Source organism: Bartonella refiksaydamii, from assembly GCF_902652675.1.
GTDB classification, from domain to species: domain Bacteria; phylum Pseudomonadota; class Alphaproteobacteria; order Rhizobiales; family Rhizobiaceae; genus Bartonella; species Bartonella refiksaydamii.
In genome coordinates, this window is the sequence record NZ_LR736299.1 from 37,467 (window position 1) to 50,161 (window position 12,695).

Consider the following 12,695-nt stretch of genomic DNA (forward strand, 5'->3'; position numbering starts at 1 on the left):
GTGTAGTGTAAAAAATCCTTTTCAAAAATATTTTGAATATTTTATTTAAAATTTTCAAAAAGCAGTGATTTGGAGTGTTGCGAGTCTGTTATGTCTATGCTAGAAACCGAGAAGTTTTTTATTCTAGGTTTTAAGAAGGGTGTTCTTAAAATCTGGGATGTCTGATTCATTTCATCTGATAACTATCTTCATCTGGTAACTATCAGAGACTCGCTCAAGGGAAAGAGGCGGTATTTCGTGTCGGATTCATTTTCTCTTATACCGTTGCCATTGGTGGATCAACGCTATGCGCAAGCGCTTTTTGATTTTGTTCAAGAAGCAGGGATTGTGGAAAAGGTTGAAAAAGCAGTGGCGTCTTTTTTGCTTGTTTTGGATCAAAATGAAGATTTAAAACGCTTTGTGCAAAGCCCATTCTTTTCAGTAAAAGAACAGGTTAAGGTAATGCGTTCTGTTTGTGAGCGCATCAAATTTGTTGATGAGGGCGCTGGTCAGATTGTTGGTAATTTTTTGCGTGTTATTGCGCTAAACCGTCGGCTTTGTGCTTTGTCTGGGATTTTACACGCTTTTCAGCGTTGTGTTGCTCTCTCTCGTAGGGAAATTTCGGCGCAGATTGTTTCTGCGCGCCCACTGAGTTCGCACCAAGAACAAGAGTTGCGTGTGGCGTTGGAAGGTGTCGTGGGGGGAAAAGTTTTGCTACATGCCCTTGTTGATCCAACAATTCTCGGTGGATTAATCATTCGTGTGGGGTCGTTTCAGATTGATACGTCTCTTGAAACAAAATTATCTTCGCTTAAGCTTGCATTGAAAAAAGAGGTCAGCTGATGGATATTAGACCATCTGAAATTTCAAAAATTCTCAAAGAGCAAATCAGAAACTTTGACCAAAAGGCTGAAGTTTCAGAAATTGGTTGGGTTCTCTCTGTGGGTGATGGTATCGCCCGTGTTTATGGTTTGGATAATGTCCAAGCAGGGGAAATGGTTTCCTTTTCAAATGGCGTGCGTGGTATGGCTTTGAATCTGGAAATCGATAATGTTGGGGTTGTGATTTTTGGGTCGGATCGTGATATTCGTGAAGGTGATACCGTTAAACGGCTTGGGTCTATTGTGGATGTTCCTGTAGGACCAGCTTTGCTTGGGCGTGTTGTTGATGCATTGGGAAATCCTATAGATGGTAAAGGACCGATTAAGGCAACAGAGCGTCGTCGTGTTGATGTGAAGGCTCCAGGGATTATTCCACGTCAATCTGTGCATGAGCCCATGGCGACGGGATTAAAAGCCATTGATGCGCTTATTCCTATTGGACGTGGACAGCGTGAATTGGTGATCGGTGATCGACAGACAGGAAAAACAGCAGTTTTGCTCGACACATTTTTAAACCAGAAACCGTTTCATGAAAAAGATGCTGGACGAGATCAAGACAAAGTGTATTGTATTTATGTTGCCATTGGTCAAAAACGTTCAACGGTGGCGCAATTCGTTAAAATTTTGGAAGAGCGTGGAGCGCTCGAATATTCTATTATCGTAGCAGCTACGGCTTCTGATCCTGCTCCATTACAATTTATTGCGCCTCTTGCTGGATGTGCGATGGGTGAGTATTTCCGTGATAATGGTCAACATGCTTTGATCGGTTATGATGATCTTTCAAAACAGGCAGTTGCTTATCGTCAAATGTCTCTTTTACTTCGTCGTCCACCTGGTCGTGAAGCTTATCCTGGTGATGTTTTCTATCTTCATTCGCGTCTTTTGGAGCGTGCGGCAAAGCTGAATGCTGAAAATGGTTCTGGATCTTTGACGGCTTTACCCGTCATTGAAACTCAAGCAAATGACGTTTCTGCTTATATTCCTACAAATGTGATTTCAATTACTGACGGGCAAATTTTTCTAGAAACCAATTTATTTTATCAAGGAATTCGTCCTGCTGTGAATGTAGGTCTTTCTGTGTCGCGTGTTGGTTCTGCTGCGCAAATCAAGGCGATGAAGCAAGTTGCTGGTTCGATCAAAGGTGAATTGGCACAATATCGCGAAATGGCTGCTTTTGCACAATTCGGTTCAGATTTGGATGCTTCAACGCAGCGTCTTTTAAACCGTGGTGCGCGTTTGACAGAACTTTTGAAGCAGCCGCAATTTTCTCCACTGAAAACAGAAGAACAGGTTGTTGTTATTTTTGCTGGTGTGAATGGTTATCTTGATTCTTTAGCTGTTTCCGATGTTGCGCGGTTTGAACAGGGGCTTTTAACGCTTCTGCGCAGTGATTACCAAGATCTTTTGAAGGCCATTGCTGACCAAAAACAGATAACCGATGAACTTAAAGATAAATTGATAACTGTTCTTAAGTCTTACGCAAAGAATTTTTCGTAATGAGAATTGATGGAATGCTCGAATGGCGTCGTTGAAGGATCTTAGAGACCGTATCGCTTCGGTTAAGGCAACACAAAAGATTACCAAAGCCATGCAAATGGTTGCGGCGGCAAGGTTACATCGTGCGCAAGAGGCGGCAGAGGCTGCTCGTCCTTATGCTCAGAGGATGGCTGCTATTTTAGCTGGTGTTGCAGCCGACGTTGATGCTATTGATGCACCACCTCTCATGCGGGGTACTGGTCGAGATGATGTGCATCTTTTGGTGGTATGCACTGCGGAGCGCGGTCTTTGTGGTGCTTTTAATGTACAAATCGCTCGTCGTGCGCGCGAACAGATTAAGACACTGCTTTCTGCTGGTAAAATCGTTAAAATTTTAACCGTGGGAAAAAAAGGCGCTGATATTTTATCGCGTGATTACAAAGCTTTGATGATTGATCATATTGATTTACATTCTGTAAAACGGATTGGTTTTGCAGAAGCTGTGATGATCAGTCAGCGGATCATTGATTTGTTCAATGAGGAAGCATTTGATGTGTGTACGCTGTTTTATTCTGAATTTGTTTCCGTGATCAATCAGCGTCCAACAGCTTTTGGCTTGATTCCAACGCTGTCTTCTAAAGAGGTTGTCGAAGGAGAGGCTATCGTTGAAAAAAATGACGAAAACAAAAGTTCTCAATCAATTGTTTATGAGTATGAGCCTGATGCTGTTGCTCTTTTGGAAGAGCTTGTGCCGCGCAATCTTTCTGTGCAAATCTTTCGGGCTTTGCTTGAAAATGTTGCCGGTGAAATGGGGGCGAAGATGAGTGCTATGGATAATGCATCGCGCAATGCCGGTGAAATGATTAATAAGTTGACAGTGGCTTATAATCGTCAGCGTCAAGCACAAATCACGACAGAATTGATCGAAATTATTGCGGGCGCTGAAGCTCTTTAAATTGAAAAGGTAAGGATTAATGGTAAAAGCAGTGACGTCAAGCAAAGGAGCAGAAAAAGTTGAGAAAAAGAAAACAGCTGCTCGTTCAGGCGTGAAGAAAACCGCCTCAAAATCTCAAGCTGGTATAAAGAATTCTTCTGGTTCTGTGCGGTCTTCTTCTAAAGAGGCTCGTGCAAAAGAAAGTGTGCAGGCAAAAGGGGCCGTTGGTGAGATTAGGCAGGTTATTGGAGCTGTCGTTGATGTGCAGTTTGAAGGTGCGTTGCCAAATATCCTTAACGCGTTAGAAACAGATAATTTAGGTAATCGGCTAGTTTTAGAAGTTGCGCAGCATTTGGGTGAAAATACTGTGCGTACCATTGCCATGGATACAACGGATGGGTTGACGCGTGGTCAAAAGGTTTTTGATACAGGAACGCAGATTAGTGTTCCTGTTGGAGAAGCAACACTTGGTCGTATTATGAATGTGATTGGAGAGCCGGTTGACAATGTGGGACCAATTCTTGCGACCAAAACACGTTCTATTCACCAAGATGCTCCTGCATATGTTGAGCAATCAACGATGTCGGAAATTCTTGTCACGGGTATTAAAGTCGTTGATTTGTTAGCACCTTATTCTAAAGGTGGTAAAATTGGTTTGTTCGGGGGGGCTGGTGTTGGTAAAACCGTTCTCATTATGGAGCTTATCAATAATATTGCAAAAGCGCATGGGGGGTATTCTGTATTTGCTGGTGTTGGAGAACGTACGCGTGAGGGAAATGATCTTTATTATGAAATGATCGAAAGCCGTGTGAATGTGAATCCAAAAGACAATAATGGTTCAACAGAAGGCTCGAAATGTGCGCTTGTTTATGGACAGATGAATGAACCACCAGGAGCGCGTGCACGTGTTGCTCTTTCAGGATTGACTATAGCAGAAAGTTTCCGTGATGAGGGACAGGATGTTCTTTTCTTCGTGGATAATATTTTCCGTTTTACGCAAGCAGGAGCCGAGGTGTCCGCTCTTTTAGGGCGTATCCCTTCTGCTGTTGGCTATCAGCCAACTTTGGCAACGGATATGGGTGCTTTGCAAGAACGTATTACCAGTACAAAAACGGGATCTATTACTTCTGTTCAGGCTATTTATGTTCCAGCGGATGACTTGACAGATCCAGCACCTGCAACATCTTTTGCCCATTTAGATGCAACAACAGTTCTTTCGCGTTCGATTGCTGAAAAGGGGATTTATCCCGCAGTTGACCCGCTCGATTCTTTCTCACGCATGTTGGATCCATTGATTGTCGGTGAGGAGCATTATACTGTTGCTTGTCAAGTTCAAACTATTTTGCAACGCTATAGAGCCCTACAGGATATTATTGCGATTCTTGGAATGGATGAACTTTCTGAAGATGACAAGTTATTAGTGGGGCGGGCACGTAAAATTGAACGTTTTCTTTCGCAACCTTTCCATGTGGCTGAAGCCTTTACCGGTTCGCCCGGAAAACTCGTATCTTTAGAGGATACAATCAAAGGGTTTAAAGGTCTTTGCGCTGGCGATTATGATGATTTGCCGGAAGCAGCTTTTTATATGGTTGGTTCAATTGAGGAAGCCATTGAAAAAGGAAAGCGTCTCATTGCAGAAGCTTCTTCATAAGAGGAAATCTGTAACGAATGCTTGTTGTAGATAGCACAAGAGGTCTTAGTAGTGAACCTCGTGGAGGTTTTTGTGGAGAACAATAAAGTAGAGTGTTTTTTGTTTGAGATTGTATCACCTGAGAAATTTGTGTTTTCAGAACAGGTGCTATCTGTTGTTCTTCCTTCAGAGTCAGGTGCACTCACAGTGATGGCACATCATGCACCGTTGGTGGCTAGCATTGTATTGGGAAGTGTTCGCGTGCTCACGTCTTCGGGGGAAAAGCTGTTTGCTGTTTATGGGGGTGTTGTTAATGTTACCTTTTCGGGATGCTCTCTTCTGGTAGAGAAGGTTGTGACTGTTGAACATCTTTCTTTTAATGCGTTGGAACAGAAGATTTTGCAAGTTCGAGCGACATTGAAGGGAGGGGCAAGTGATGAGGCAACAAAGCATAAAGTAGAAGAATTTTTTCATCAATTGACAACTGTTGATACTGTATTGACAGAGGCGTAACCGATTATACAGGAAAAGGCGACATGAGCGGAAAGAAGAGTACGGTTATGTCTGCTAAAAGAGGAGGAAAGCCTTTCCCTCATCCAGGTCGTGTTTTTGCGGGACCTTTGCCAAAGTGTTTTGTTTATATTTTTGCTTCTTTTATTTTACAGTGGGCTTATGGCTTAGGGGCGAATATTGTTCAGTCTAACATTGTTTATCTTACGGGCGATTTTCATGCAACTCTAACAGAAACCACATGGTTGGTTGCTGCTTATATGGCACCAAATGTGAGCGTTGCGATTATGTTAATCAAAATTCGTTATCAGTTTGGGCTGCGTGCTTTTGCTGAATTATCAATTCTTGGCTTCGTTCTGGTTTGCATTTTACAGCTCTTTGTTACGGATTTGCGTTCTGCATTGATTATTCGTTTTTTTGCTGGTATTGCTGCGGCACCATTGGCTTCCTTAGCGCTCCTTTATATGATGGAGGCTTTTGCACCAGGAAAGAAGTTTACCGTTGCTCTTAGTTTGAACTATATGAATGCGGCTTTAGCTGCTCCTTTATCACGGTTGATTTCTCCAGATTTGTTGGAAAATGGTGGATTTTTGAGTCTTTCAGCGTTGGAAATGGGGTTGGTTCTTATCAGTTTGGGATGTATCTTTTCTCTTCCCCTTACCCCTGTTGTACGCAGCAAGGTTATTCAGAAGTTAGATTGGGTGAGTTATAGTTTGATTGCATTTGGTCTTGGACTCAATGCTGTCATTATGTCTGTTGGTACGTTGTATTGGTGGTATGAGGCACCGTGGATTGGTTGGGGGCTCGCGCTTGCTGTTCTCTCTTTGGTTACGGCGACCATTCTTGAGCTTAATAGAGAGAAACCATTGATTGATTTGCGCTGGCTTTTCAGTAAAGAAATGGTACAATCTGTTATTCTTTTATTGGTTTTTCACGTTTTTTTATTAGAGCGGTCAACCTTAGCTTCAGGTTTTTTTAATCTTTTTGGTTTGTTAAATCGTGAGATGGCGCCTATGTATCTTGCGGTTATATTGGGGACCCTTTTAGGGGGAGCGGCTTGTGTGTGTTTTTTACGTGCTGGTCGTGAGGATTATTTTTATCTTTTATCTTTGGGTTGTTTGGCGCTTGGGACTTATTTGGATAGTCATGTGAACCACTTAACACGTCCGCAAGATATGATGTTGAGTCAAGGGTTGGTTAGTTTTAGTTACGCACTTTTTTTGCCTCCTGCTCTTTTCAGGGGGTTTGTGATAGCCGGTGAGCGAGGACCGCGTTACGTTTTAAGTTTTATTGCTGTTTTTCTACTGACGCAAGTGACGGGTGGGTTGATGGGATCGGCTTTTTTTGGCAGCTTGCAGATTTTTTTCGCCCATAAGAATTTTGAGTTTTTAACACAAAATATTGTTGTTACGGATCCACGTATTTCAGTTGAGATGTCTGCCTTATTATCGCCTTCTTTTGGTGTTGGTGTTCCACCCGTCTTGGGAGATGAGCAAAACGTGTCTAAATTGATTGAGAAATTTAGATTAACAGCAAATGTTTTTGCTTATGATGATGTTTTTCGGCTTTATTTTTATATAGCAATGGTTGTTTTTGCTATTTTCCTTGTCAAAGTATTTGTCAAGTCATACTCTTTGACTGCCTTCGGTAAGCGGGATAATGCCAGTGAAGAGGGGAGTAAAAAATGATAAAAGCATTACGATCAAGAGCGACGCTTGTTGCATTTTTCTCAGGGGTTATGGGTGTTTTGCTCATTTTATGGGCTTGGAAACTTCCTCCTTTTGTTAGTACGATTCAGATAACTGATAATGCTTCCATTAAAGGCAATGTTACCTTGGTTAGTTCACAGATTTCTGGGGTGATTGCACGGGTTTATGTGCAAGATTATCAGAGAGTTGAAAAGGGAATGCTTTTATTTGAGCTCGATGATTCTCTTTTTCGCCAACAGCTTGCAAGAGCAAAGGCTGTTCTGGATTCAAAAAATGCAAAACTTGCAAGTGTTATGTTGCAGGCTCAGATTTTGCAAGGAGAAATTAATACAGTAGAAGCTGAACTGACGCGTTCACGAGCATTCTCTAACGTTCTTCCTGAAAACAAGAAGCTAAACTTTAGTGATCTTACGAGTTCTGTTTCTCGCCCTCTTTCGCAATTGTTGGTGACACTGGAAACAAAACGCCAATTGCAAAAACAATTAGATCTTGAACGGCAAAGTTTACAGTCAGATGTTGCAGGAGCAAAGGTTAGCGTTGAATTGGCTAAACTTAACCTAGATCACACCAAGATTTTGTCTCCTAGAACTGGGTATGTTGGACTAGTGAGTGCGCACGTAGGGCAATATGTTGTGCCTGGTACGCAATTGGTATCCGTTATTTCTGATGACATTTGGATTATAGCTAATTATAAGGAAACACAGCTTTCTCAGATGCGTGTTGGGCAGCCGGTTATTTTTTCTGTTGATGCATTGAATAATAAGAAATTAACAGGGCGTGTGGTTCGTTTCGCACCTGCGACAGGTTCAGAGTTTTCACTGTTAAAAACAGATACTACAATTGGTAATTTCATTAAAATTGCGCAACGTATTTCGGTGCGTATTGCTTTAGATCCTGGACAAGAGGGGATTGAAAAACTCATCCCCGGAATGTCTGTGGTCACCTATGTAGATACTTCACAACGTACTCCTGGAGGTTAAGATTTTGGTTTTTTTGAGTTTGATTTCTATGTCTTTTGCTTATAGCAAGTGGGCATTTACCTTAGAAGATTTCATTTGGACTTTCATAGTTGAGCTTTTTAACTTCTTAAGATTATTATTTTGGTATAATAATAACTCTGGTGTTCTGTATGTTGTTTTTTCCGAGATGTAGAAGAATGCCCACTTTGAGGTGGGCATTGAAAGGTTTTACTGTTGGTCGTGTTTTAGTTTTTACGTATCAGCAAGAAGCTAGCTAGAACTAATCCTGCGGCTAATGCGAGGGTTGTTTTAGGATTTTCTTTTGCTTTTTTCTTTAATTGTGTAGCATGCTCGTTGAGATGGTGAAGCGCGTGGTGGCCTTTTTGTTTCCATGTGTCAAACAGGACAGAGATGTTTTCAAAGCTGTCATCATGAAAACGCCAAGGACTCACTGGAACGAGTTGATTTTTTAATCGTGCGATGCGTTTTTTAATTTTTGCATTTTTGGCGCGGGTTGAAAATAGACTCATCTGTTCACTCCTTCATGTGTTATGCTGTTTCACGACAGTGGGAATTATGTTTAGGGTTTTGCTATAACGGCCTAAAAATTGAAAGGTTGCATTGGCTGTGCTGTTTATAGGTGAGGTAAAATCGAGAGATTTGGTTTAACGAAGCGCTGTCTTGCATTCATTTTTTAAATTGTATCATGATAAACATGATCATAAATGATGGCCGATAGATGCCAAGTGTTGAAAATTTGAGGGCTAGATGAGCACTGCGTATTCTTTATCTAAACCTTTTGAGCGTCGTCGGTCTGTTGGCGTTGCGGTTGGCGATGTGATGGTTGGTGGTGCGTGTCCGATTGTTGTTCAGTCAATGACGAATACGGATACTGCCGATGTTGATGCAACCGTTGCACAAATTGCTGCTCTTTGGCAAGCTGGTTCGCAATTGGTTCGCATCACCGTTGATCGTGATGAAGCTGCTGCTGCTGTGCCAAAAATACGGGAGCGATTGGAACGGTTAGGTTTTTTTGTACCATTGGTGGGGGATTTCCATTATATTGGTCATAAGCTTTTATCAGAACATCCTGCTTGTGCGCAGGCGCTTGCAAAATATCGGATCAATCCTGGGAATGTTGGTTTTGGCGTGAAAAAAGATCGCCAATTTGCGGAAATTGTTGAGATTGCCTGTCAGTACTGTAAACCTATTCGTATTGGTGTGAATTGGGGGTCTCTTGATAATGTGTTGTTGACACAACTTATGGATGAAAATGCTAAGCAGGAAAAACCTTTGTCTGTCGCTGAAGTGATGCGGGAGGCTGTTGTTCAATCGGCTCTACATTCGGCTGTTTTTGCGGAAGAGCTTGGGTTGGGACGCGATAAAATTATTCTTTCTGCTAAAGTAAGTGATGTTCAAGATCTCATTGCGGTCTATAGTACCTTGGCAGAGCGTTGTGATTATGCGCTCCATTTGGGATTGACAGAAGCAGGGATGGGAACAAAGGGCGTTGTTGCTTCTTCTGTGGCTTTGGGAATTTTGTTACAACAAGGGATTGGGGATACGATCCGTATTTCATTAACACCTGAACCCGGTGGAGATCGGACACGAGAAGTGAGGGTTGCTCAAGAGCTTTTACAAGTGATGGGGTTTCGGCAATTTTTGCCTGTCGTTGCGGCTTGCCCTGGATGTGGGCGCACAACCTCGACAGTGTTTCAGCAATTGGCACAAAAAATTGAAGCGAATTTATACAAAAATATGCCTGTCTGGCGTGAAAAATACCCTGGTGTTGAAAGTTTAAAGGTTGCTGTCATGGGATGCATCGTTAATGGACCAGGAGAATCAAAACATGCTGATATTGGGATTTCATTGCCTGGAATGGGCGAAAGTCCGGCAGCACCTGTTTTTATTGAGGGAAAAAAAGTGAAAATCTTGCGGGGTGAACATATTGCCGAGGAATTCGAATCTCTCTTGAGTGATTATATTCATACTCGCTTTGGGTAAGGTTGAAATAAATTCTTGGAGTTTATTTTTTCGATCAATGATGGTTTTTGTGTTTTTTCTTCATTGAAGACTGTGCTTTTTCTTGTGAATTAATATCCACTCCTCACTCGTTGCATGTTGAGAACAAGACGACCGTTCATAAGTTGAAGCGCTTCTTTATTGTCTTCGAGCATCTCTCCTAGATAACACGGTCTTCAAACAGGTTCATTAGCAAACTAAAGGTAACATTATCTCCAGCATTTTTATGGGTTTCATTGTAAAGCTGGATAGTGCTATTAGAACTTTTCCCAATTAATGGGATAATTTGAGTTCCTTTCAAAACTGCATTGTTTAATTTTTTAATCAAAGCTTTATTGTTTGTGGACCATTGTATTCTACATTTATTTTTTCAAATGCCTCAATATCTCAAAAAAGCGCCTTATATTGCCATAACAGCTCTATGCAGGTCCATAAAAAATACAAAAAATCATAAACTGCTCAGATGGTTGGAGGCATTTATCTTAGAAAAAACTGCTTCGGACAAATATTGCAGATTTGAGACGCTATAATAGAGACACTATAAAAAAGCATTGGCTTGAGAAATTTTGTAATTGAGTAAGCGACCAAAAACATTCGTTGGAATATTCTGATACAAATGCGAGGACAAATTTGGGAGAGATATTTCTTCCAAATGTTATTTTAAACGGGGAGGTTAAAATGAAAGTAGAATTAAATACTAAAGTGGTACTAGGAACGAAGATTAACTCTTATTCCTCTACATTTGCTAAAGTGAAATCTTTGATTTGTGACTCTTTATTGTCGTAACTAAAAATATTGGAAGGGATTGTGTGACCCCTTCTATTGACAGTTTGGGGTAATATGTATTTACAGAGTGAAGATGCGGTGCTGTTGGCTAGCGATATGAGAAAATGTGGAGTCAATTTGAATGTCCTTGGTTTAGGAAGGAGATCTCCATATATCGGTCGCGAAGATGCAATAAGAATGGCGATGGTTTCTTTATTTTGTGCTTACTTTATTTTGTGCTTATAAGAAAAGCATTGTCATTTCTGGTTCTGCTGGATGTGGGAAGACTTCTTTTGTGCGTGAGCTTGCTTGTAGGCTTAATCAGTCTAAGTCTATGGTGAATGGATATGTCATATTAGAAGTTAATTTAGGAAGCGTGATATCTGATACGGGATTGCGGGGGGAGTTTGAACGAAAAATTGGGGCTTTAATAGAAACTGTTTTTCCATATGAAAATGTTGCCCTGTTTATCGATGAAGGGCATTCAATTGCTCATACCAAAAGTGATGGGGGTATTGGCGCTATGGATTTATTCAAACCTTTTATGCTGGAACAGAATTTAAAGCTCATTATAGCAACGACTTCTGCTGAGTTAGCACATATTCAAGGAGATGCTGCGTTTTTTCGTAGATTTCATTATATAAGCTTGGACGAGTTATCAATAGATGAAAAAATGAATGCTATAAGGCTCCATATAAAATATCTTGAAGAGTATCATGGGCGTGAATTTTGTTTTGATAATTTTAATTTTGATAACACAAGAGATTTGCATGATTTGTTGAGTCATGTAGATCTTCAGCTAGCTAGGGGGAGATTTGAAAATGAGTTCGCTATATGAAAACAAGTATGTTTACTCGTATACTATATCAGCGAGGCAAGAAGGTGATGAGGTTTTGATAGGGGCAGATATACATAACGTTGTAGCCCTTGATATGAGTGGTACATCGCCGAATGTTATAAAGGCTTAGGCGTGTTTTGACGCAGATAATACCATAGGTGATATAATATTAAAATGTAACCTAGATACTGCAGAAAGCGAAGATTTTTTATATTTAACAAAATATATGCTTGATAATAGAATAATAGAACCTCCCTTTTCTAAGGAGGATTCTATAAGAAAAGCAGGGCTTAGTGAGAGCGAATATAACAGATTTGATAGGCAAATTAACTTATTTAAGCATGTATCAGGTAATTTTGACAATGCTCTTTTAGCTAACTCCAAATTGAAAGATGCTAAGATAACTATAGCTGGTTTGGGTGGATGCGGGAGCTATGTTTTTTATACATTATCTGCAATGGGTGTAGGACACATTAAAAGCTATGATTTTGATATTGTTGAAGAATCAAATTTGTCTAGGCAAATACTCTATAATTATAATGACTTAGGGAAAAAAAGGTTGATGTTGTTAGAGATAAAGCTCCCTATATTAGCCCTTCAACTCAATATGCGTTCTACGATGAAAAAATAGATAGTATAGAGAAGGCATGCCGTCTGTTTGAAGGAGCTGATCTTGTTATATCCGCAGCAGATAATCCAAGGCCCGATTTTTTTCATTTGATGAACGAAGCCGCTTTCAATATGAGGGGGGCGTTATTATATGTCGGTTCGGCTACGGTAAATGCTATTGTTGGGCCACTTATTATTCCAGGTAAAACCAGATGTTATGCATGTGTGAATCAGAATCATATAAAGGATGTTAATGCGTTTGAATTTGTTAAAAATATTAAGCAAAACTATATGAATACTTTGATAGATCCATATAATGCGGTTGCTGGTTCTTTGGCTGCTCTTGAAGCAGTGAAATATTTAACGGATTTTGACAAATGTCA

The 12,695-nt window shown here is 40.7% G+C and carries 11 protein-coding genes and 1 pseudogene; 10 read left to right on the forward strand and 2 right to left on the reverse strand.

From position 1 onward, the window contains the following. Positions 1-237: 237 nt before the first annotated feature. The 7 genes from atpH (at position 238) to GQO39_RS04895 (ending at position 8,099) form a co-directional block, all read left to right on the forward strand. A complete protein-coding gene (gene atpH / locus GQO39_RS04865) occupies positions 238-822 on the forward strand; it encodes an ATP synthase F1 subunit delta (protein ID WP_156851169.1) in 585 nt (194 codons plus the stop codon). After that, a complete protein-coding gene (atpA, locus tag GQO39_RS04870) occupies positions 822-2,357 on the forward strand; it encodes a F0F1 ATP synthase subunit alpha (protein WP_156851170.1) in 1,536 nt (511 codons plus the stop codon). Before atpH ends, atpA begins: the two co-directional genes overlap by 1 nt. Before the next feature lie 22 nt (positions 2,358-2,379). Then, the gene (locus GQO39_RS04875) at positions 2,380-3,291 is read left to right on the forward strand and encodes a F0F1 ATP synthase subunit gamma (protein WP_156851171.1); all 912 of its coding nucleotides are present in this window, start codon (positions 2,380-2,382) and stop codon (positions 3,289-3,291) included. A 19-nt stretch (positions 3,292-3,310) separates the two neighbouring features. After that, complete coding sequence (gene atpD / locus GQO39_RS04880) at positions 3,311-4,921, forward strand: F0F1 ATP synthase subunit beta (protein WP_156851172.1); 1,611 nt, start codon at positions 3,311-3,313, stop codon at positions 4,919-4,921. 72 nt (positions 4,922-4,993) lie between these two features. Further along, positions 4,994-5,413 carry an ATP synthase F1 subunit epsilon gene (atpC, locus tag GQO39_RS04885; RefSeq protein ID WP_156851173.1) on the forward strand — a complete coding sequence of 140 codons (420 nt, stop codon included), beginning with the start codon at positions 4,994-4,996 and terminating at the stop codon, positions 5,411-5,413. 23 nt (positions 5,414-5,436) lie between these two features. Beyond that, the gene (locus GQO39_RS04890; RefSeq protein WP_156851174.1) at positions 5,437-7,098 is read left to right on the forward strand and encodes an MFS transporter; all 1,662 of its coding nucleotides are present in this window, start codon (positions 5,437-5,439) and stop codon (positions 7,096-7,098) included. After that, positions 7,095-8,099, forward strand: a complete 1,005-nt coding sequence (locus GQO39_RS04895; RefSeq protein WP_156851175.1) for an HlyD family secretion protein — start codon at positions 7,095-7,097, stop codon at positions 8,097-8,099. Before GQO39_RS04890 ends, GQO39_RS04895 begins: the two co-directional genes overlap by 4 nt. A 224-nt stretch (positions 8,100-8,323) precedes the next feature. On the opposite strand, the gene GQO39_RS04900 is transcribed toward GQO39_RS04895, so the two are convergent. Beyond that, on the reverse strand, positions 8,324-8,608 hold the full coding sequence (locus GQO39_RS04900) for a hypothetical protein (protein ID WP_156851176.1): 285 nt from the start codon (positions 8,606-8,608) through the stop codon (positions 8,324-8,326). 238 nt (positions 8,609-8,846) lie between these two features. Here GQO39_RS04900 and ispG point away from each other — a divergent pair, with 238 nt between their 5' ends. Beyond that, a complete protein-coding gene (ispG, locus tag GQO39_RS04905; RefSeq protein ID WP_156851177.1) occupies positions 8,847-10,082 on the forward strand; it encodes a flavodoxin-dependent (E)-4-hydroxy-3-methylbut-2-enyl-diphosphate synthase in 1,236 nt (411 codons plus the stop codon). A 178-nt stretch (positions 10,083-10,260) separates the two neighbouring features. Here ispG and GQO39_RS09430 read toward each other — a convergent pair whose 3' ends face one another. Then, complete coding sequence (locus GQO39_RS09430) at positions 10,261-10,428, reverse strand: phage capsid family protein (protein WP_308418501.1); 168 nt, start codon at positions 10,426-10,428, stop codon at positions 10,261-10,263. A gap of 732 nt (positions 10,429-11,160) precedes the next feature. Here GQO39_RS09430 and GQO39_RS04915 point away from each other — a divergent pair. Then, positions 11,161-11,703, forward strand: coding sequence for an ATP-binding protein (locus GQO39_RS04915; RefSeq protein ID WP_246668527.1), 543 nt, complete (start codon positions 11,161-11,163; stop codon positions 11,701-11,703). Positions 11,704-11,929: 226 nt separating this feature from the next. Next, positions 11,930-12,695, forward strand: a pseudogene (locus GQO39_RS04920) (HesA/MoeB/ThiF family protein); the annotation flags it as partial.